A 20767-nucleotide genomic window follows, 5' to 3' on the forward strand; every position below is an offset into this window, starting at 1 on the left:
ACTCATCCAGGTATACCCTCAGCCTCCAGGTACTGCGCGTGTCCAAGATGATGGTCTTTACGGGGAACGCTAACCCCGATCTGGCTCGGCGTGTAGTACGTCAGCTGCATATCCCTCTCGGTGACGTCTCTGTCGGTAAATTCTCCGACGGCGAGATCAGCACTGAGATCAATGAAAATGTTCGCGGTAAAGACGTTTTCATTATTCAGCCGACCTGTGCCCCGACCAACGATAACCTGATGGAACTGGTAGTGATGGCCGACGCCTTCCGCCGCTCCTCAGCATCCCGAATCACCGCCGTGATTCCTTACTTCGGATATGCCCGCCAGGACCGCCGTCCGCGTTCGGCACGTGTAGCCATCAGCGCCAAAGTCGTCGCTGACATGCTCACTGTCGTCGGTATCGACCGTGTACTCACTGTCGACCTGCACGCTGACCAGATCCAAGGCTTCTTCGATATTCCCGTCGACAACATCTACGGCTCGCCCGTACTGGTAGACGACATCGAAGACCAGCGTTTCGAGAACCTCATGATCGTATCCCCGGACATCGGTGGTGTTGTGCGCGCACGCGCCGTCGCCAAGTCCCTGGGTGTCGACCTGGGTATCATCGACAAACGCCGTGAAAAGGCTAACCACTCCGAGGTCATGCACATCATCGGCGACGTCGAAGGGCGCACCTGCATCCTGGTAGACGACATGGTCGACACCGCCGGCACCCTGTGCCACGCGGCCAAAGCCCTGAAAGAACACGGCGCTGCCAAGGTTTATGCCTATTGCACGCACCCTGTCCTGTCGGGCCGCGCGATCGAGAACATCGAGAAGTCGGTACTGGACGAGCTGGTGGTGACCAACACCGTACCGCTGTCCGCCGCTGCTCAAGCCTGTGACCGTATCCGCCAGCTGGATATCGCACCGGTTGTCGCTGAAGCGGTACGCCGTATCAGCAACGAAGAATCGATCAGCGCGATGTTCCGCTAAGCGGAACCCGTGTTGATATGAAGCGCCCCGCCCCAACCTGTGTTGGGGCGGGGCTTTTTTGCCATCCCCGTCTGGCGCTGGTCGCAAACGCCATTCGGGAGGCTATTTTGGAGAAGTAAAATGACCGATTTCATCCTGAACGCCCAAGCGCGTACTGACCTGGGGAAAGGTGCGAGCCGCCGCCTGCGTCACTCCGCCAGCATCCCTGCCGTAGTTTACGGTGGCGATAAAGAAGCCCAGTCCCTGACCATCGTGGCCAAGGAAATCGCCAAACTGTTCGAAAACGAAGCTGCCTTCAGCCACGTTATCGAACTGAACGTCGACGGCGCCAAGCAGAACGTCGTGGTCAAGGCCATGCAGCGTCACCCAGCCAAAGGCTTCATCATGCACGCTGACTTCGTTCGCGTCGTAGCTGGCCAGAAGCTGACCGCTGTTGTTCCAGTGCACTTCATCAACGAAGAAGCACCGGTCAAGAAAGGCGGCGAAGTTTCGCACGTTGAATCGCAGATCGAAGTTTCCTGCGAAGCCAAAGACCTGCCAGAGTTCATCGAAGTCGACCTGGCCAACGCTGAAATCGGCACCATCATCCACCTGTCGGACCTGAAAGCTCCGAAAGGCGTAGAGTTCGTCGCTCTGGCCCACGGTGATGACAAAGCTGTTGCCAACGTTCACGCTCCGCGCGTTTCCGCCGAAGCTGCTGAAGAAGGCGCTGCCGAGTAATCCACTCGCACGCCGGCGTTGATCGGGTTACAGTGCCGCGCGCACTGTAGCCCACCAACTCCAAGGAAGAGCCCCTGACGTGACCGCCATCCAGTTGATCGTCGGCCTGGGTAACCCCGGCCCCGAATACGAACAGACCCGGCATAACGCAGGGGCTCTTTTCGTTGAACGCATTGCCAGCGCCCAGCGTGTTTCGCTGACCGCTGACAAAAAATATTTCGGCCTGACGGCTAAGTTCAGCCATCAGGGCAACGACGTTCGTTTGTTGATCCCCACCACCTACATGAACCGTAGCGGCCAGGCCGTGGCGGCCTTGGCCAATTTCTTCCGCATCAAGCCGGAAGCGATCCTGGTGGCGCACGACGAACTCGACCTGCCCCCGGGCGTTGCCAAGCTCAAGCGCGGCGGCGGTCATGGGGGGCACAACGGCCTGCGCGACATCATCGCGCAGCTCGGCAACCAGAACGACTTCCACCGCCTGCGGCTTGGCATCGGCCACCCGGGCGACGCCAAACTGGTCTCCAACTTCGTCCTGGGCCGCGCGCCGCGCGCCGAGCAGGAGAAGCTCGACGCCAGCATCGATTTTGCCCTCGGCGTGCTGCCGGACGTGCTTGCCGGCGATTTCGCCAAGGCGATGCGCGAACTGCACAGCCAGAAGGCCTGATTTCCTTTAGAGAGGGGAATACCCATGGGTTTCAATTGCGGCATCGTCGGCCTGCCCAACGTCGGCAAGTCCACCCTGTTCAACGCCTTGACCAAATCTGGCATCGCGGCGGAGAACTTCCCTTTCTGCACTATCGAGCCGAACAGCGGCATCGTGCCGATGCCCGACGCGCGCCTGGCTGCGCTGGCTGAAATCGTCAAGCCGAACCGCATCCTGCCGACCACCATGGAGTTCGTCGACATTGCCGGCCTGGTGGCCGGTGCATCGAAAGGCGAAGGCCTGGGCAACAAGTTCCTCGCCAACATCCGCGAGACCGACGCCATTGCCCATGTGGTCCGCTGCTTCGAAGACGAGAACGTGATCCACGTTTCCAACAGTGTGGACCCCAAGCGTGACATCGAGATCATCGACCTCGAACTGATCTTCGCTGACCTGGACAGCTGCGAGAAGCAACTGCAGAAGGTTGCGCGCAATGCCAAGGGCGGTGACAAAGAGGCGCTGGCACAGAAGGCCATCCTCGAGCAGCTGATCCCGCACTTCACCGAAGGCAAGCCGGCACGCAGCCTGATGAAGAACATGGGCGCCGAAGACAAGGCGGTCATCCGCGGCTTCCACCTGCTGACCAGCAAGCCGGTGATGTACATCGCCAACGTCGCCGAAGACGGCTTCGACAACAACCCGCACCTGGACGTGGTCAAGGCCATTGCCGAGGAAGAAGGCGCGGTCGTGGTGCCGGTGTGCAACAAGATCGAAGCAGAAATCGCCGAGCTCGACGATGGCGAAGAGAAAGACATGTTCCTCGAGGCCCTGGGCCTGGAAGAGCCAGGCCTGAACCGCGTGATCCGCGCCGGTTACGAACTGCTCAACCTGCAGACCTACTTCACTGCTGGCGTGCAGGAAGTTCGCGCCTGGACCGTACGCGTGGGCGCCACCGCACCCCAGGCGGCCGGGGTTATCCACACCGACTTCGAAAAAGGCTTCATCCGCGCTGAAGTCGTGGCCTATGACGACTTCATCCAGTTCAAGGGTGAAAGCGGCGCCAAGGAAGCCGGTAAGTGGCGCCTGGAAGGCAAGGACTACATCGTCAAAGATGGCGACGTGATGCACTTCCGCTTCAACGTCTAAGCGGTAGCCTGCAGTAAACAGAAACCCCTTGCGGCTTATGCCTCAAGGGGTTTCTGTTTTATGTGGCCCGTGCCGGCCTTATCGCTAAGGCGGCTGGGGCTTCTATATAACTTTTTGATTTAACAGGGTCCTGGTGGGAGCGGGCGTGCCCGCGAACACCGGCGCAGCCGGTGCCAGACACCGCGTCGCCTGCTTCGCGGGCACGCCCGCTCCCACACCGGCCGCGTCGCGCTTACGAATTGAGTTCTCTGCGTGACAGCCCAGCCCGTAGCGCTGGGTAATCTCCCACAATGAATCGCGCAGGCTTTGCGAATTTTGAGAAAGACAGTTGCTCCGACCTGCTCCGCCAGTCGGGTATGGCTAAACGCCGGGCTGCCAGCGCATCACTTCACAAATTCCTGAACTGATTATTTGTCGCCAGCGATTTTTCCCCCCGGCAAGCCCCACCAGAATCGCTTCACCACAATCATAAAAACCCGTGAGGCCACCCCGTGGACCAGACCCTGCAGGTACGGCAAGCCGCCGCCGACCTTGTTGCCGCCTTCGCCAGCAACGACACCGCCCGCTACTTCGCCTGCTTCAGCGAAGACGCCACGTTCCTTTTCCATACCTTGGCGCAACCCCTGCTGTCACGCCGGGCCTATGAGAAGGTCTGGGCCCAGTGGCAGGCCGAAGGGTTTGCCGTGCTCGCCTGCGCGTCCAGCAACGCCCAGGTCAGCCTGCAAGGCGACGTGGCGATCTTCATGCATGATGTGGCCACGCATCTGCGCATCGGCGGTGCCGAGCACCAGTTGAACGAGCGCGAGACCATCGTGTTCCGCCGCCACGCTGACCAGTGGCTGGCCTGCCACGAACACCTGTCGGCCGTATCGCCGGCCTGATCACCTTTTTGCGGCCCTGCCGCCCTGCCATCGCACCCACAAGAAGGCTTGCGCACTGCGCCGGCCCACAACAACCGCGCTGGAGCATCACCATGAGCCACTCGACCGGTATCGAGACCAACGGCGTAGAACAGATCCCCGCCGATCAACGCGACGCCTCCCCGCTGGACCTGTTCCGCCTGATCTTCGGCGGCGCCAACACATTCGCCACCGCCGTGCTCGGCAGTTTCCCGGTGCTGTTCGGGCTGTCGTTCCAGGCGGGGGTGTGGGCCATCGTGCTCGGCGTTGCCGTTGGCGCGCTGATCCTGGCACCGATGGGCCTGTTCGGCGCGCTGAACGGCACCAACAATGCGGTCTCCTCGGGCGCGCACTTCGGCGTGCACGGGCGCATCGTCGGCTCGTTCCTGTCGCTGCTCACGGCAGTGGCATTCTTTTCGCTGTCGGTATGGAGTTCGGGCGATGCCCTGGTCGGCGGCGCCAAGCGCCTGGTCGGCCTGCCGGAAACCGACCTGACCCTGGGCCTGGCCTACGGCCTGTTCGCGGTGCTGGTACTGGTGGTCTGCATCTTCGGCTTCCGCTTCATGCTGTGGGTCAACAAGATTGCCGTGTGGGCGTCGAGCCTGCTGTTCCTGCTGGGTATCGCTGCTTTTGCCGGGCCGTTCGACGCCGGCTACGCAGGCAGCGTCAACCTGGGCCAGGCGGGCTTCTGGGCAGCTTTCGTCGGCGCTGCGATCCTGGCCATGAGCAATCCGGTGTCATTCGGCGCCTTCCTCGGTGACTGGTCGCGCTACATTCCACGCGAAACCCCCAAGGCGCGCATCATGCTGGCGGTGATAGCGGCCCAGGGTGCCACGCTGATTCCATTCCTGTTCGGCCTGTGCACCGCCACCCTGGTGGCCACCCAGGCACCGGACTACATTGCCGCCAACAACTATGTCGGCGGGCTGCTGGCTGTCGCCCCCAGCTGGTTCTTCCTGCCGGTGTGCCTGATTGCGGTGATCGGCGGTATGTCCACCGGCACCACGGCGTTGTATGGGACAGGCCTGGACATGTCGAGCGTGTTCCCACGCCTGCTCAGCCGTGCCGGCGCCACGCTGCTGATCGGGGTGCTGGCGATCGGTTTCATTTTCATCGGCCGCTTTACCTTCAACCTGGTGCAGAGCGTGTCGACCTTTGCCGTGCTGATCATCACCTGCACCAGCCCGTGGATGGTGATCATGATCCTCGGCCTGGTCACCCGCCGTGGTTTCTACCACGCCGATGACCTGCAGGTATTCACCCGCGGCCAGCGGGGTGGCCACTACTGGTTCCTGCACGGCTGGAACTGGCGCGGCATGGGCGCTTGGGTCCCCAGCGCAGTGGTCGGCCTGTGCTTCGTGAACCTGCCGGGGCAATTCGTCGGACCGTTGGGCGACCTGGCCGGTGGCATTGACCTGAGCCTGCCGGTCACCCTGGGGTTGGCCGGGGTGCTGTACCTGCTGCTGCTCAACCTGTTCCCCGAACCTGCCGGCGTGTATGGCCCGCAGGGCCCACGCTGGGTGCGTTGCAAACAGGCTGCGCACACGCCTGTAACCACTGCCGAAATGGCCTGACTGGAAACCACCATGACCACATCCCACTACATTGCCGGCCGCTGGTTCGACGGCCAGGGCAGCGACTGCATCAGCGTCAACGACCCTGCGCTGGGCCAACCGTTTGCCGAACTGATGGCTGCCAGTGCCGAGCAGGTCGACCAGGCCGTGGCCGCCGCACGTGCAGCCCTGCCCGCCTGGAAATGCACCAGCGCCAGTGAGCGCGCAGCGTATCTGCGCGGCTTCGCCGAACAGCTTGGGCAACGCCGCGAAGCGCTGGTCGCCCTGCAGATGCGCAACAACGGCAAGCCGCGCCACGAGGCAGAAGTCGACCTGGACGATGCCATCGCGACCTTCGGCTATTACGCCGAGCTGGCTGAACAACTGCCTGGGCAAAACCGCGACGTACCGCTGGCTGCCCCGGGCTTCACCGCCCGCACCCGCCTGGAGCCGGTGGGCGTGGTCGGCCTGATCGTACCCTGGAACTTCCCACTGGTGACCAGCGCCTGGAAGCTTGCCCCGGCCCTGGCGGCTGGCTGCACCGTGGTGCTCAAGCCCTCGGAAGTGACCCCGCTGTGCGAACTCGCCTACGGCCAGATCGCCGACACCCTGGGCCTGCCGGCCGGGGTGCTGAATATCGTCAATGGCAAAGCCGAGACGGGTGCCGCGCTGAGCAACCACAACGGCCTGGACAAACTGTCGTTCACAGGCAGCAATAACGTTGGCAGCCAGGTGATGCGCAGCGCAGCGGCACAATGCCGGCCGGTCACGCTGGAGTTGGGCGGCAAGTCGGCGATCCTGGTGTTCGATGACTGCGACGTCGACGCGGCGGTGCAATGGATCGTTGCCGGCATCTGCTGGAATGCGGGCCAGATGTGCTCGGCCACATCACGCCTGCTGGTACAGGACGGCATCGCCGACGCCCTGCTGCCACGCCTGCAGGCAGCGCTGGAAAACCTGCGGGTGGGCAGCCCGCTGAGCGAAGAAGCCGACATGGGCCCACTGACCAGCCAGGCCCAGTGGCTGAAGGTGGCCGGCTACTTTGCCACGGCGCGGGAGGAAGGCTTGCAGTGCCTGGTCGGTGGCAAAGTGCTGGACCGTGGCGGCTGGTTCGTCAGCCCTACCCTGTATGCCGATGTGCCTGAAGGCAGCCGCCTGTGGAACGAAGAAATCTTTGGTCCGGTATTGTGCGCACGGCGCTTCGCCAGCGAACAGCAGGCGATTGCCGAGGCCAACGACAGCCGCTTCGGCCTGGTGGCGACAGTGTGCACCACAGACCTGGCGCGCGCAGAGCGGGTGGCCGATGCGCTGGAGGTGGGCCATGTGTGGATCAACTCGGTGCAGGCGGTGTTCGTCGAGACCTCATGGGGTGGCACCAAGGGCAGCGGTATAGGCCGTGAGCTGGGGCCTTGGGGCTTGTCGGGCTACCAGTCGGTCAAGCATGTGACGCGGTGCCTGGGCTGAACCGTGCGGGGCCGTTTGGCGGCCCCTTTCGACAGCTTCTGCCATTCATCTAGTCGCGTGCCACTGGCATGAAGCGCATCACGGCGCTTCGTCAGCCGGGCGCGCAGCTTCCTGTACCAGCACCATGCTCTGCGGCGAAGACAAGGCGATACCCTCGTCACGCAGCCGCCCAAGGATGGTGAACAGCAGGTCACTGCGGGTACCCGACACCTGGCGCGGCCCGGCCACATAGCCACTGACCGCGATCACCATGCCATTGCTGGTCAGGTCCTTGAACGACACCGAGCTGGCGGGCGCGTCCAGAATTGCCTCGTGTTCATGGTAGGCCGCCAGCAGCAACTCACGTACACGGTTGGCATCCGTATCCAGCGGCAGGGTCAAGGTGATGCCGACCACCCCCAGGGCGTTGCCCATGGTCACGTTGCGCACGTTCTGCGAGATGAACTGCGAGTTGGGTACGATCACCGTGGAACGGTCGGACATCTGGATTTCGGTAGCGCGCACGTTGATGCGGCGAATGTCGCCCTCGACGCCGGCCAGGCTGACCCAATCGCCGACCTTCACCGGGCGTTCGGTGAGCAGGATCAGGCCCGAGATGAAGTTCTGCACGATCTGCTGCAGGCCAAAACCGATACCGACCGACAAGGCACTGACCACCCAGGTCAGGCTGGTCAGGTTGATGCGCAGGGTCGACATCACCAGCATGGCCAGGAAAATGAACCCGAGGTAGCCCACCAGGGTGACCAGCGAGGCACGCATGCCGGCATCCATGTCGGTTTCCGGCAACAGCCGTTCGCTGAGCCAGCGCTTGACCACCCGGATGGCGAACAAGCCGCCGAGCAGAATCGCCATCGCCAGCAGAATGTCCTGCGGCACGATGTTCAGGTTGCCCAGCAATTTGCCACCGGTGCCGTCCCAGTCGCCCAGGCTGAGCAGCAGTTCGCTGGGGCTGGTGCCCGACGGCATCAACGCCAGCAGCAGCGCCAGGAACAGCACTACGGTGCGGCCGATACCGGCCAGGATGGTGCTGGCCTGGGCCTGGTGACGTGGCGCCAGCCCCAGGGTCGACGCCAGTGCCAGGCCGCCGGGCTGGCGTGGCGACAGCAGGGTTTCGCACAGGTCACCGAAGAAGCTGGTCAACAGGTAGGCGCACGTGATCACCAGGCTGACCCACAGCAGCTTGGCCGTAAGGAAGTAGGCAAGGGTCAGGTAGCCGGTCACCATGGCCAGCATGATCCCCCCCAGCCAGATGACCATCACGAACGGGATCAACCCGCCCAGGCCGGTGGGGCGTTCCAGTTCAAGCTTGCGCAGGGTGCGGCGGTAGCGCTGCAACGCGCCGGCGAAGATCATCGCCACTACCAGCGCGGTCAGGCCGTTCACCGCCACGGTCAGCGCCAGGCTGGCACCGATCACGGTGTTGATGCGCTCCATGGTCATCATGACCATCAGTGCCAGGGCCAGCACCTTGGGGAACCAGCCCAGCGCGCTGGCCACTTCGTCGTTAATGGCCGGCAGGCGCCAGGACGGGCGCTGCAGCATCAGCATGGCACGGCCCAGGCCCGCGATGAACGCGCTGAACACCACCAGCGCCAGGATGTGGTTGACCAGGCTGGCGATATCGCTGCCCAGTTCGGCATTGCTCTCCAACCCCCAGCGCAGCAGGGAAACCGAACCGGCGATGGTGCCCAGTGTTGCCAGGCTGACCCCCAGCGCCAGGGCACTGCGGCGCAGCCGGCCTTCGGGCAACCAGCGGACCATGGCACGGGCCAATAGCCGCTCTATCCACAGGCGCACCAGGGTCCAGACCAGGATGGCCGCTACCAGGCTGGCCATGAACGGCCAGCGGTGCTCGGGGCTGAACGCGCTGCCAATGGCAACGGCTGCTTCGCCCCGCAGGTCGCGCAGGCGCGCCACGTCATCCTGGGTTGGGCGGATGATGCTCTGCCAGAATGCCGGGCTCAACGGCGAGGCGGCGCGGCTGGTGATCTGCGAGTTGAACTGGCTGCGGCGCAAGTTGACGATTTGCGTGGACAGGTCGCGCGCCGACTGAGTCAGCTTGGTGGCCTGGTCCTGCTGGGCGACCAAGGCCTTTTTCTCGGCCTCCAGGGCCTTGCGCTGCTGGGTCAGGGCCGCAGGCTCGTCGGGCTGGGCCGGGCCAACCACCTTGAGCTTGTCGTCGAGCTTTTCCACATCGGTGGTGCGCTGCGCACTCAAGGCATCAGCCTGGCGCTGAACCTGCATGGCCGCCAGCCGCAACTGCGACAGCAGGTCGTCGTTGGCGTTACTGCTGACGCCTTGGCGAATCTGGTCCAGGCTATCGCTCAACTGCTCGATACTGGCGTTTTCATCCACTGCCGGGGCTGCCGCATTGGCCGGGTTGGACAACGGCGTGGCAGGGGCCGCCGCGGCCGGGCCGGTGAGCACCAGCAGCAGCGCCAGCATGGCCATCAGGCCAGGGCAAAAACGAACAAGGCTCAGACGCCTCATCGAATATTCCTCTTTACAATCCGATTTGGCGGGGGATTCTACGCGGCTTCAAGGCATCAGGAGAGTGCCGTTTCTCGCGTCAGCAGTAGCTGCTTGCGCGCCACGCCCCAACGGTAGCCGCTGATGTCGCCATCCCGGCGCACCACACGGTGACAAGGTATGGCCACGGCGATGCGATTGGCCGCACACGCCAGGGCTACCGCCCGCACCGCCTTGGGCGCGCCAATGCGTTCGGCAAGGTCGCTGTAGCTGATGCGGCTGCCAGCCGGCACCTCGCGCAGGGCTTGCCACACGCGCTCCTGGAACGCTGTGCCTTGTACATCCAGCGGCAGGCCCAGGCCCAGCGCCGGGGCCTCGACGAACCCCACCACCTCGGCAACCAGTTGCTCATAACCGCGGTCACCGCCGATCAACCGGGCCTTGGGGAACTGATCCTGAAGTTCGTGCAGCAGGGTTTCAGGGTCGTCGCCCAGCAGAATCGCGCAAATGCCTTTGTCGCTTTGGGCCACCAGGATGGCGCCCAAGTAGCACTGGCCGAGGGCAAAATGAATGGTGGCCCCTGCGCCCCCGGCGCGGTACTGCCGGGGGCGCATACCCAGGCGCTGGTCGGCGCTGGCATAAAAGTGGCTGTTGGAGGTGTAGCCGGCGTCGTAGATGGCATCGGTGACCGAACACCGAGCATCTTCCAGGTGCGCGCGCAGGCGCCGGGCGCGAAAAGCGCTGGCGTAGGCCTTGGGGGTAACGCCGGTTTCGGCTTTGAACAGCCGGTGCAGGTGGTACGGGCTGACGGCCAGTTGCGCAGCGAGCTGGTCGAGGCTGGGGCTGGGGTCGCTGGCTTCGATCAGGCGGCAGGCGCGGATGACCAACTGGCTATGGCGCGCCGCACTGGGCTTGGCGCCAGCGGTGCAGCGCTTGCACGCACGGTAGCCAGCGGCTTCGGCTAACGCAGGGGTATCGAAGAACTCGACATTGCCGCGCTTGGCCAGCCGCGACTTGCAGTTGGGGTGGCAATAGATGCCGGTGGTGCGCACGGCATAGACGAAGTGCCCGACCGCAGCGGGGTCGCGGGCTTCGACGGCTTGCCAGCGTTGGTCGGGGGTGGTGTAGGCGGTCATTGGGTATGCTTCCAGACTCGTGCGGCCGGCTCCGGCCTTGGCGGTGTAAAAACCTTAGGCGCGCCACAGGTACCAGGCCGCCACGGTTCGGTATGGCCGCCAGGCGCCGCCCAGCGAACGCATCTGCGCCGGGGTCGGCGCCTTGTCCAGGCCCTTGAGGCGGCGATACCCCTCGCGCACGCCAAAATCGTCGACGGGCAGGATATCCGACCGCTCCAGGCTATAGATCAGCAGCATTTCCACCGTCCACCGCCCTACCCCGCGCAGCGCTACCAGGCGTTCGATCAGGGCGTCGTCACTCATGGCCAGTGCTGCTTCGCGGGTCGGCACCAGGCCGTCCAGCCTGGCTTGGGCAATGCCCTGGATAGTCGCCATCTTGCTCGCCGAAAAACCGCAGGCGCGCAGGGTTTGCGGGCTTGCGGCCAGTAACTGCTCGGGCGGCGGAAACGCATGCTGCGGGAACAACGCCAGCAACCGGCCCAGGATAGCCTCAGCCGCCCGGGCATGCAGCTGCTGGTAGGCAATCGCGCGCACCAGCGCCTCGTAAGGTTCGCGGCCAGGGGTGGCCTGGTGCAGGCATGGCCCGGTCGCGGCGACATGTCGCGCCCAGTCAGGGTCGAGCGCCGCCAGGTATTCGCCGGCTTGGCGGTAAGCCGCAGGGGAAAGGTCGGCCAGAATCATGGCGGCTCCATCAATTCGAGTGCAGGTGCAGCTTAGCGCAGCCGTTCATCGGGGGAACGCCGGTTCTTGCGCGGCTAATTCCTGGCTCACCATTGCCCCGCGCCATCCTCCGCGCATAGAATTGAGAACTGTTCACATTCGCACACCTCATGGGACCGGCCTTGGCAACGATGCAGATCAACGACACGCTCAAACCGGCCGAGGTCGCTCTGCTCTACCAGTCCCACCATGCCTGGCTGCGTGGCTGGCTGCGCAGCCGCGTGGGGTGCAGTGAACATGCGGCCGATCTGGCCCAGGATACCTTCGTGCGGGTATTGCGCGCGCGCCAGGCATCGCCGTTGAAAGAACCGCGCGCCTACCTGAGCAGCATTGCCCGCGGCTTGATGATCGACCAGTTCCGCCGACGCGCACTGGAGCGGGCCTACCAGCAGAGCCTGGCCCAGGTGCCAGAAACCGAAGTGCCCAGCGAAGAGGCCCGGTTACTCATCCTCGATGCCCTGGCGCGCCTGGACCGCGCCCTGCATCAGCTCAAACCGCGGGCGCGCCAGGCCTTCCTGCTGGCCCAGCTGGACGGTTTGAGCATTGTCCAGATCGCCCGGCAGCTGCACGTGTCGCGCGCGACCATCGAGCGCGACCTGGCCAGCGCCCTGGGCGTCTGCTACCGGTTGCGCTACGCCGATGCCTGATACCACCCCCACCCAAGCCCAGGTTGACCAGGCCATCGACTGGCTGGTGAAGCTGCGCTTCGACAGCCCCTGCCCGCGTACCCGGCAACAGTTTGAGCAATGGCTGGCCAGCCACCCGCATCACCCACTGGCCTGGCAGCGCGTAAGCCTGCTCAGCGACGAACTGGCAGGGCTGCCCAAGGACCTGAGCCGGCGCACCCTGGAAGGCAGCCAGCAGCAGCGTGGCAGCCGACGCAACCACCTCAAGCTGCTGGCGCTGCTGGCCGTCGGCGGCAGCCTGGGCCTGACGGCGCGTGAACCACTGGGTTTACCTGAGCTGCTGGCCGACAACAGCACCGCCGTCGGCGAGCGTCGCCAGGTGCAGGGGCGCGACGGTAGCCGTATCCAGTTGAACACTGCCAGCGCCATCGACCTGGACTACAGCGTTGAACAGCGCCAGCTGGCGCTGCTACGCGGTGAAGTGAGCCTGGAGAGCAACGCCAACGACCACCGGCCGTTCCTGATCGAAACGCCGGTTGGGCGGCTGGTCACCCTGGACGGCCAGTTGCTGCTGCGTGAAAACCGCCAGGGCCTGCTGCTGGCGGTGCGCCGTGGCCAGGTCACGCTGTTCCCCGCCTCGGCACTGCGCAGGCAAGTACAGCCGGGCGAGACCTTGCAGGTGTGGCGCGACGGCCGTGTCCAGGCCGTAACGTTGCACAGTGACCCGTGGGGCTGGACTGACGGCGTACTCAGCGTGCAGCAGATGCCGCTTGGCGAGTTTGTCGCCGAACTGGGCCGTTATCGCCCGGGCCTGCTGCGCTGTGCGCCGGAAGTGGCCAGCCTGATGGTGTCTGGCACCTTCCAGTTGAGCGACACCGGCGCCATCCTGCACCTGCTCAGCCGTAGCCTGCCGGTGCGGGTCGAGTACCATACCCGGTATTGGGTCAGCATCGCAGCCGCCTGACGCGCGCGGGCGCGGCCTTGTATCGCGATGGGCCGCAACGCGGCCATTCATGATCGAAGCAACCCCGAAGCCGTCAGTCCGCCAACGCGCGCAGGCGGCCCGCAGCCCGAAACGACTGCCGGGCAAAGCACACGAACAGCCCGGCCATCAGCGCCAGCGCCATTGGCAGGCCATGCGGCGCCACGCCCATCGCGGCGCCACTGACCAACGGCCCTACCAGGCTGCCTACGCCCCACAGCAGGCCCACGCTGGCATTGGCGGTGACCAGGTCCTGGCCCTTGAAGCGCTGGCCGATCAGCACCAACGCCAAGGTATAGATCCCCCCCGCCACCGCCCCCAGCACCACCAGCAGCGGCCACAACAGCCACGTCAGGTCCAGCAACCAGGGCAAACCTATACCGATCGACATCGCCACCAGCCCGCACACCAGGTGCAGCCCGGTGCGCTCGACCCGATCGGCCAGCCAGCCAAGCGGCAGCTGGAACAACATGTCGCCGGCAAACACCACCGTCACCATCAACGCCGCCACACCCACGGCGAAGCCATGGCTGCTGGCGTATACCGGCAGCAACGACAGCACCACGGCGTCGAAGAACGAGAAGAACAGCACCGCCATGCACAACGCCGGCGCCACCCGGAAGAACCCCGCCAGGCCAAAGCTTTTCTCGCCTTCTTCGTGCGCCACATGGTCATTGGGCACCGTCAGCACGATGCACAGCAAGGCCAGGCCATAGCCAACGGTGACCACGCCAGTGATCCATGGGCTGTCCGCCCCCAGTACTGCCAGCATGGCCGGGCCGAGCACCTGGAAGCCGGTAAAGCTGGTGGCATACAGGGCCATGATCTTGCCGCGGTTGTGCTCCGGGCACAGTTCGTTGACCCACGACTCGCCCAGGATGATGGCGATACCCATGCCCAGCCCCAGGCCAAGGCGCAGCAGCGCCAGCAGCCACAGCGAGCCAAAGGCCGCTTCGAGCAGGGCGATGCTGAGTGTGCACAGGCTGAAACACAGCAGGTAGATGGTGCGCCGGGTGAGGTGGCGGCAGCAGGCATCGACCAGGAACGCCGAAAGCATCATGCCGGCAGCAGGAATAGCCGAGATGATGCCGATTTCCAGGGTGCCCGCCCCTGCTTCATGCAGGCGCAACGAAACCAGGGGCAGGCTCGCACCCAGGCTGAAACCCACGACCGAAACGGCGAACAACAGGCCCGCCAGCAAACGCATGTTCATGTACCACTCCTTGCAAACCGGAAAAACGTGCAGACACAGGCGCGCAGGCCAAAGTGGCCAGCGGCGCGAACGCGCAGATCAGGTCAGGCGAAGTGTGGCGAGAAGGTGAAGGCAAACAGCACGCTGCGGCGGCGCTTGAGTACCGTGTCGCTCGGCCACGCATGGCGCAAGCCCTGAAGGGCAGGCTGGCGGGCGCTGGGCAGTGACGGGGTACGGCGCATTGCTTGGCTACTACGCAGGTGGGAGGGGAAAGTGGCGGCACTCTAGGCCAAGGACAGTCCGGTCGTCAATCGGCATGGGCCGCCGCATGCAGCGGCCCCGACGAAATCAGCGCTTGCCGGTATTGGGCAGGAACACCGCCAGCAATCCGAACAGCGGCAGGAACGAACAGACGCCATAGACGTATTCGATGCCCCGCAAGTCTGCGACGTACCCCAGCAGTGCCGCACCGATGCCGCCAAAGCCGAACATCAGGCCGAAGAAGATGCCGGCAATCATGCCCACGCTGCCCGGCACGAGCTCCTGCGCATACACCACGATGGCGGAAAACGCCGAAGCCAGAATGAAGCCGATCACCACGCTCAGTACCGTGGTCCAGAACAGATCGGCATAGGGCAGCGCCAGGGTGAACGGGGTCACGCCCAGGATCGAGAACCAGATCACCGCCTTGCGCCCGATACGGTCACCGATCGGCCCACCGAAGAATGTCCCCGCCGCCACGGCCCCGAGGAACAGGAACAGGTGCAACTGCGAGCTGGCTACCGATACCGCGAATTTCTCGATCAGGTAGAAGGTGAAGTAGCTGGTGAAGCTGGCCATGTAGAAGTACTTGGAGAACACCAGCAAGCCCAACACGATCAGCGCCACGATCACCCGCTGGCGGGAGATGCCATGGGTGGCCTGCACCGCCTTGCGTGCTTTGGCCTGGTTAAGGTGTTCCTTGTACCAGCCACGCAGCATCAGGGTTACGCCAAGGAAGAACAACGCAGCCAGGCCGAACCAGGCCACGTGGGTCTGGCCGAACGGAATGACGATGGCCGCCGCCAGCAACGGGCCCAGCGCCGAACCGGTGTTGCCCCCCACCTGGAAGGTTGACTGGGCCAGGCCGAAGCGCCCCCCGGAGGCCAGCCGCGCGATACGCGAGGTTTCGGGGTGGAAGGTGGAGGAACCGATGCCTACCAGTGCCGACGCCAGCAGGATCATCGGGAAGCTGCCGACGAAGGCCAGCATCACGATCCCCACCAGGGTGCACAAGGTGCCCAGCGGCAGCAGGTTCAGTGCCGGCCGACGGTCGGTGAAAAAGCCGACCCAGGGCTGCAACAGCGAGGCGGTGATCTGGAACGTCAGGGTGATCATGCCGATCTGGGCGAAGCTCAGGTTGTAATTGGCCTTGAGCATCGGGTAGATCGCCGGCAGTACCGACTGGATCAGGTCGTTGATCAGGTGCGCCAGCGCGCAGAAACCGATGATGCGCATCACCAGCGGCGTGGCGTGGTTGGCCGGTGCCTGGCTGGATGCGGTGGAGGCGCTACTGGTGGCCATTTGCCTAAATCTCCGTCCTCAGGTTTGGGATCCGATTATCGGGAAACAAATAGATACATAGCTACCTTTTTTTCCCTCTGTCGCGACGTTCTTGAAAATGGTTCTCAATATAATTAGCATCCTTGTCTACTTCTCCTGTCATCGTTGGGCCCACTGGCCCCACTCGCGAGCAGACCGTACCGATGAGCCCGATGCCCGCCAAACCGCTGCAACCCGACCCCGAGCAGGAAGCGCTCGAGTGGTTCTCGGCGTTGCGCCACCCCAACTGTGACGACGCCCAGCGCCGGGCCTTCGCGGCCTGGTGCCAAGCCGCTGAAAACGCCCAGGCCTATGCCGAGCTGGAGCGATTCTGGCAGCAGGTGCAGCCCTCACCCGCCCGCCCTCGCCCACGGCCGCCAAGCGAGCGCCGCAGTCACCTGGGCAAATGGGTGGCGCTGTGCTTTCTCCTGGGCCTGGCCGCCGCTACCTATCTTTACTGGCCGTGGATGCAGCGCCTGGCCAGCGAGCTGCACACCGATGTGGGCGAGCGGCGCAGCACGCGCCTGGCCGATGGCACGACCTTGAGCCTGGACAGCGCCAGTGCGATGAACGTGGACCTGCGCGGCCGTACCCGCCAGCTGCATCTGGTACAGGGCCAGGTGTACCTGCAGGTGGCGCTCGATGGGCGCGCCCTGGAGGTGGCAGTGGGTAACGCACGCATCCAGGTGTTCGGCACCCGCCTGCAAGTCACCCGCCATGCCAACCATGACGAACTGGTGGTCATCAGTGGCAAGGCCATGGTCGTGCAGGGGGGTGAGCAGCGCCTGGTCTCGAAGGGTGAACGGGTAACCTTCGATGACACGCGCATCGGCACGGTACGCCCAGCGGACCTGAAAACCGTAGACAGTTGGCGCAGCGGCTATCTGAAGGCCAGCGACATGCCGCTGGGGCAGGTGCTGGAGCGCCTGGCCAGCTACCAAGGCCAGCGGGTATGGCTTATGGATGAACAACTGGCCCATCGCCGTGTAAGCGGCGATTTCAACCTCGACCGCGCCGGGGAAACCCTGCAATCCCTGGCCGCCGCCCAGCATCTGCAGCTACAAGGCGTGCTCGGGCACTGGCTTGTGGTGCGCTAGAACCGGCCCTGCCCGCTAAGTTTTTGAAAGCGTGCAAATTTTTTTTGAAATGAGTGTTGACAGGGGGGGCGTTCAAGAGAATAATGCGCGCCATCGGCTACATAGCTCAGTTGGTTAGAGCATAGCATTCATAATGCTGGGGTCCGGGGTTCAAGTCCCTGTGTAGCCACCAAACAAGACGAAGGGCTTACCGCAAGGTAAGCCCTTTTTCTTTGCCTGCGAGAACTGCCGCATCGAAAGCAGCCCCGGCGCTGCTACCCCCTCTTGCCCCTTGGGCGTCAGCGCATGCCGCTCACTGCCACGGTCAACCCGAGCCCGATCAGCGCCAGGCCGATCACGCGGTCCACCAGCACTTGGCGGTCGATCATGGCCTTGCGCAAGGCAGTGCTGGAAAAAAACACCGCGACCAGGCTGAACCACAGCCAGTGCGCGAACGACATGAACGCACCATAGGCAAATGCCAGCTGCAACGAGCTGCCCGGTTGCACGACCTGGGTGTAGGCACTGACCACGAACAACATGGTCTTGGGGTTCAGTGCGTTGGTCAAAAACCCCGTGCGCAGGGCTTGCAGCACCGAGGCACTGTTAGGCGCCCCACCCTCAAGGCTGATGCGCCGGGTATTGGTGACCGACTTGTACCCCAGGTAGATCAGATACCCGGCGCCCACCACCTTCATGGCCAGGAACAGCATCGGGCTCTGGCTGATGATTACGGCAATGCCCAGTACCGTGTACAGCACGTGCACCTGGACCCCCAAGGCGATCCCCACTGCGGCAGCCAGCCCGGCCTTGCGGCCTTGTGCATAACTGCTGCGGGTCACCATGGCGAAGTCGGCACCGGGGCTGATGACGGCAAGCAGGGTGAATATGGCGACGGCGACGAGTTCGGTCATGGGGATAGCTCTCGATAGGCGATGAAAATGCACAGACCGAGGATTATCGGGAGCTTAAGGCGCAGGAAAAATCGATTTATCGTGGCGTAAATCTGATAGTTTCAGTCACAGATAGCTAGCGCCTGCTCCAGCCAGCGTGTGATTGTGCAGGCTGCCCAACGCTGCAGTGCCGGCTTGGAGAACTGCCATGAAACTGCCCCCACTCAACGCCTTCCGCTACTTCGACATCGCCGCCCAAAGCGAAAGCTTCGTGCGCGCCGCCGAACACCTGCACGTCACCCACGGCGCCGTCAGCCGGCAAGTGCGCTTGCTCGAAGAAAGCCTTGGCGTAGAACTGTTCGAGCGCCGCAACCGGGCCATTTTTCTCACCGCCGCCGGCCGCGCGCTGCACGGCACCACCCAGGCGATCTTCGAACAACTGGAAGGCGCCGTGCGGCGCTTGCAACACCAGGCCCGCGACAATGTGCTGGTGCTGTCCTGCGAACCGACCATCGCCATGCGCTGGCTGATCCCGCGGCTGCCGCGTTTCCATGCAGCCCACCCCGATCTGCAGTTGCACCTGGTAGCCGCTGGCGGTCCGCTGGACTTCGCCCGCGGCGGCGTCGACCTGGCCATCCGCCGTGACGATTTCCATTGGGGTAACCAGTTGTTCAACCAGAAGGTCTGCGATGAGTGGGTCGGCCCGGTGTGCCGCCCCAGCGCCGGGTTCCGGCTCGACGGCCAACGCCTGCTGCACAGCACCACCCGCCCCGCTGCCTGGCCCACTTGGCTGCGCCTCAGCGGCCAACGGGCGCGGCACTGCGAACGCAGCGACTACGAGCATTTCTATCTGTCGATCCAGGCTGCCAGCGCCGGTTTGGGCGTGGCCATGGCCTCTGCCTTGATGGTGCGCGACGAACTCGACAGCGGGCAGTTGCAGGCGCCGTTCGGGTTTATCCGCGATGGCTCGGCCTACCACCTGCTCAGCCCCCAGCCGTTGAACGATGGTGGCAAGCGCCAGCGCTTCACAGGCTGGGTCATGGAAGAGTGCCATGCCTGTCTGGCTCATTTGGGCTTGTTGCAGCCTGACGCCCCCGCACCACCGGTGCCGGGGCAGCCGCGCTAGGTGATGTTAACCAGGCAGCACGCAGGGTCAGTCTTCAAGCAGGGTACAAGCCATCACCAGGGCATCTTCACGGCCACCCGCCACTGGGTAATAGTCACGGCGACGGCCGATTTCGTTGAAGCCATAGCGCTCGTACAAGCGGTAGGCCGACTGGTTGCTGGCGCGCACTTCCAGGAAGCATTCGCGGCCATTGAGCTGGTAGGCGCGGGCCATCAGGTGCTCCAACAGGCGCAGGCCCAGGCCGCAGCCCTGGTTCTCGGGTTTGACGGTAATGTTGAGCAGGTGCGCTTCGTCGATGATCACGTTGATCACCCCGTGGCCCACTTGCTGCTCGCCATCGAACATCAGCCAGACTTCGTAGGATTTGAGCGCATCCTGGAAAATCCCGCGGGTCCAGGGGTGGCTGAACGCGGCATACTCGATCTTAAGTACGGCATCCAGATCCGCCTCGGTCATCGGGCGAAAACTGATCGAGTCACTCATTCAACGCTCTTCCAGCGCGCCATCAGCTGGCGCATGGCTTTCCAGACGTCCGCCTTGCGCTGCGGCTCGTCCATCAACAGTTCAAGGCCCGGCAAGACCCAGGCATCGCCCAGGCCGTCGAGCTTCAGGGTTTGGTAATAGGCCTGGGCGTCGGCGTTGGCGGCAAAGCGCACCGCTGGCAGGCCCACCAGCCAGAGGCAGGTGCACGGCGCGTCTTCCAGGCGCGCCTGGACGAAGCCCTGGACAAAATCACGTGCCGCCTCCGGGCCCTGGTCCATGTTGCCGCGTACCAGCAACGGCCAGCGCACCGGCTCGCCGATGATCTGCGGTGCATCGGGTAGCCCGGCGGCGCGCAGCATGTCCTTGAGCAGCAGGTAGGAAGGGTCGCGGCTCTGGAACGGCTGGCCGGTGGCCAGTTCGACCAGCAGCAGGCAACTGCCGGCGCGCAGCAACTGCAGCGCGAAACGTGGCGGTGGCACCGGCGCCGGCCTTGGTGGTGCGGGTTGCGCCTCGGCCTCGACCGCCTTGACCGCCGGCTTGGGCCCACTGCCGGGCCGCGGGATCTCGATTTTGGGCCGCTCGGCGGAGCGCGCCTGGGGCGCGATCGGCTTTTCGTTGCCAGGGGCTGGCGGCAGCACATCGAAGTCGAGGTCCTCGACCGGGGCCACCGGCAGCAGCAACTCGGGGCGCGACGGCGCAGCGAACGGCAGTTCGGCGCGCGGCAGCCAGTGCACCACTTGCATGGCGGAAAGGAAGGCGCGGCGGCGGGGTTCGGTGAGCAAGGGGCAGGGTCCGAGGGGGGGAGGCAGTTGGGCATTCTAACGTGTACGCCTTGGTTTTTGCAGCGTCTATCAGACCGAGCGCCGCCCGCGCGGCGCATCGCGACGCAAGGCCGCTCCCATATCTGTTTCGGGCCAGTCGCTCCTGTGAAGTCATCGCTGCCCGCCTTGCTTGCCCCCTTCGATATCGAAGGGGGCGCTGCTGCTTTTCTACAGTTTCCAGTCATACACCCAGGGTGCGCGCGCCAAGGACTCAGGAGTAATTGGCCCGAAACAGATGTAGGAGCGGCCTTGCGTCG

The 20767-nt window shown here is 64.3% G+C and carries 20 protein-coding genes and 1 tRNA gene; 12 read left to right on the plus strand and 9 right to left on the minus strand.

From position 1 onward, the window contains the following. The first annotated feature begins 38 nt into the window (after nucleotides 1-38). The 7 genes from B3361_RS11990 (at nucleotide 39) to B3361_RS12020 (ending at nucleotide 7405) form a co-directional block, all read left to right on the plus strand. Nucleotides 39-980, plus strand: coding sequence for a ribose-phosphate pyrophosphokinase (locus B3361_RS11990; RefSeq protein WP_003247410.1), 942 nt, complete (start codon nucleotides 39-41; stop codon nucleotides 978-980). 120 nt (nucleotides 981-1100) lie between these two features. After that, the gene (locus B3361_RS11995; RefSeq protein WP_009686184.1) at nucleotides 1101-1700 is read left to right on the plus strand and encodes a 50S ribosomal protein L25/general stress protein Ctc; all 600 of its coding nucleotides are present in this window, start codon (nucleotides 1101-1103) and stop codon (nucleotides 1698-1700) included. 79 nt (nucleotides 1701-1779) lie between these two features. Then, on the plus strand, nucleotides 1780-2364 hold the full coding sequence (gene pth, locus B3361_RS12000; RefSeq protein WP_009686183.1) for an aminoacyl-tRNA hydrolase: 585 nt from the start codon (nucleotides 1780-1782) through the stop codon (nucleotides 2362-2364). Nucleotides 2365-2388: 24 nt separating this feature from the next. Then, complete coding sequence (gene ychF, locus B3361_RS12005; RefSeq protein WP_009686182.1) at nucleotides 2389-3489, plus strand: redox-regulated ATPase YchF; 1101 nt, start codon at nucleotides 2389-2391, stop codon at nucleotides 3487-3489. Nucleotides 3490-3980: 491 nt separating this feature from the next. Continuing rightward, complete coding sequence (locus tag B3361_RS12010) at nucleotides 3981-4370, plus strand: YybH family protein (RefSeq protein WP_029887927.1); 390 nt, start codon at nucleotides 3981-3983, stop codon at nucleotides 4368-4370. A 92-nt stretch (nucleotides 4371-4462) separates the two neighbouring features. Next, a complete protein-coding gene (locus B3361_RS12015; RefSeq protein ID WP_009686127.1) occupies nucleotides 4463-5962 on the plus strand; it encodes a purine-cytosine permease family protein in 1500 nt (499 codons plus the stop codon). A gap of 12 nt (nucleotides 5963-5974) precedes the next feature. Next, nucleotides 5975-7405 carry an aldehyde dehydrogenase family protein gene (locus B3361_RS12020; protein ID WP_054903919.1) on the plus strand — a complete coding sequence of 477 codons (1431 nt, stop codon included), beginning with the start codon at nucleotides 5975-5977 and terminating at the stop codon, nucleotides 7403-7405. A gap of 78 nt (nucleotides 7406-7483) precedes the next feature. Here B3361_RS12020 and B3361_RS12025 read toward each other — a convergent pair whose 3' ends face one another. From B3361_RS12025 to B3361_RS12035, 3 genes are read right to left on the minus strand one after another with little or no spacing between them, the layout of a single operon-like run. After that, entirely contained in the window at nucleotides 7484-9895 is a 2412-nt protein-coding gene (locus tag B3361_RS12025) for a DUF3772 domain-containing protein (protein ID WP_054903918.1), read from the minus strand. A gap of 56 nt (nucleotides 9896-9951) precedes the next feature. Continuing rightward, complete coding sequence (gene ada / locus B3361_RS12030) at nucleotides 9952-11010, minus strand: bifunctional DNA-binding transcriptional regulator/O6-methylguanine-DNA methyltransferase Ada (protein WP_054903917.1); 1059 nt, start codon at nucleotides 11008-11010, stop codon at nucleotides 9952-9954. A gap of 54 nt (nucleotides 11011-11064) precedes the next feature. Next, a complete protein-coding gene (locus B3361_RS12035; protein WP_054903916.1) occupies nucleotides 11065-11691 on the minus strand; it encodes a DNA-3-methyladenine glycosylase family protein in 627 nt (208 codons plus the stop codon). A 170-nt stretch (nucleotides 11692-11861) separates the two neighbouring features. Between B3361_RS12035 and B3361_RS12040 the strand changes: the two genes are divergently transcribed. Then, complete coding sequence (locus B3361_RS12040; protein ID WP_009686121.1) at nucleotides 11862-12377, plus strand: sigma-70 family RNA polymerase sigma factor; 516 nt, start codon at nucleotides 11862-11864, stop codon at nucleotides 12375-12377. Next, a complete protein-coding gene (locus tag B3361_RS12045; RefSeq protein ID WP_054903915.1) occupies nucleotides 12370-13320 on the plus strand; it encodes a FecR domain-containing protein in 951 nt (316 codons plus the stop codon). Before B3361_RS12040 ends, B3361_RS12045 begins: the two co-directional genes overlap by 8 nt. Before the next feature lie 73 nt (nucleotides 13321-13393). Here the strand turns inward: B3361_RS12045 and B3361_RS12050 are convergent, their stop codons facing one another. From B3361_RS12050 to B3361_RS12060, 3 genes are all read right to left on the minus strand, one after another. Then, nucleotides 13394-14551 carry an MFS transporter gene (locus B3361_RS12050; RefSeq protein WP_054903914.1) on the minus strand — a complete coding sequence of 386 codons (1158 nt, stop codon included), beginning with the start codon at nucleotides 14549-14551 and terminating at the stop codon, nucleotides 13394-13396. 83 nt (nucleotides 14552-14634) lie between these two features. Further along, a complete protein-coding gene (locus B3361_RS12055) occupies nucleotides 14635-14772 on the minus strand; it encodes a hypothetical protein (protein ID WP_165944152.1) in 138 nt (45 codons plus the stop codon). Between the two features lie 106 nt (nucleotides 14773-14878). After that, complete coding sequence (locus tag B3361_RS12060) at nucleotides 14879-16093, minus strand: MFS transporter (RefSeq protein ID WP_054903913.1); 1215 nt, start codon at nucleotides 16091-16093, stop codon at nucleotides 14879-14881. Nucleotides 16094-16284: 191 nt separating this feature from the next. Between B3361_RS12060 and B3361_RS12065 the strand changes: the two genes are divergently transcribed. Beyond that, entirely contained in the window at nucleotides 16285-17208 is a 924-nt protein-coding gene (locus B3361_RS12065; protein WP_054903912.1) for a FecR family protein, read from the plus strand. A 95-nt stretch (nucleotides 17209-17303) separates the two neighbouring features. Next, a tRNA-Met gene (locus tag B3361_RS12070) sits at nucleotides 17304-17380 on the plus strand. Between the two features lie 106 nt (nucleotides 17381-17486). On the opposite strand, the gene B3361_RS12075 is transcribed toward B3361_RS12070, so the two are convergent. Further along, the gene (locus B3361_RS12075; RefSeq protein WP_054903911.1) at nucleotides 17487-18101 is read right to left on the minus strand and encodes a LysE family translocator; all 615 of its coding nucleotides are present in this window, start codon (nucleotides 18099-18101) and stop codon (nucleotides 17487-17489) included. A 187-nt stretch (nucleotides 18102-18288) separates the two neighbouring features. On the opposite strand from B3361_RS12075, the gene B3361_RS12080 reads away from it, so the two are divergent. Further along, complete coding sequence (locus tag B3361_RS12080) at nucleotides 18289-19206, plus strand: LysR substrate-binding domain-containing protein (RefSeq protein WP_054903910.1); 918 nt, start codon at nucleotides 18289-18291, stop codon at nucleotides 19204-19206. Nucleotides 19207-19233: 27 nt separating this feature from the next. On the opposite strand, the gene rimI is transcribed toward B3361_RS12080, so the two are convergent. Both rimI and B3361_RS12090 read right to left on the minus strand, forming a co-directional pair. Further along, a complete protein-coding gene (gene rimI, locus B3361_RS12085; protein WP_029887538.1) occupies nucleotides 19234-19689 on the minus strand; it encodes a ribosomal protein S18-alanine N-acetyltransferase in 456 nt (151 codons plus the stop codon). Then, nucleotides 19686-20471, minus strand: coding sequence for a hypothetical protein (locus B3361_RS12090; protein WP_054882059.1), 786 nt, complete (start codon nucleotides 20469-20471; stop codon nucleotides 19686-19688). Before B3361_RS12090 ends, rimI begins: the two co-directional genes overlap by 4 nt. Between the last annotated feature and the right edge of the window lie 296 nt (nucleotides 20472-20767).

The sequence above is a fragment of the Pseudomonas sp. UBA6699 genome (assembly GCF_002454615.1).
In the GTDB taxonomy this organism is placed as follows: domain Bacteria; phylum Pseudomonadota; class Gammaproteobacteria; order Pseudomonadales; family Pseudomonadaceae; genus Aquipseudomonas; species Aquipseudomonas juntendi.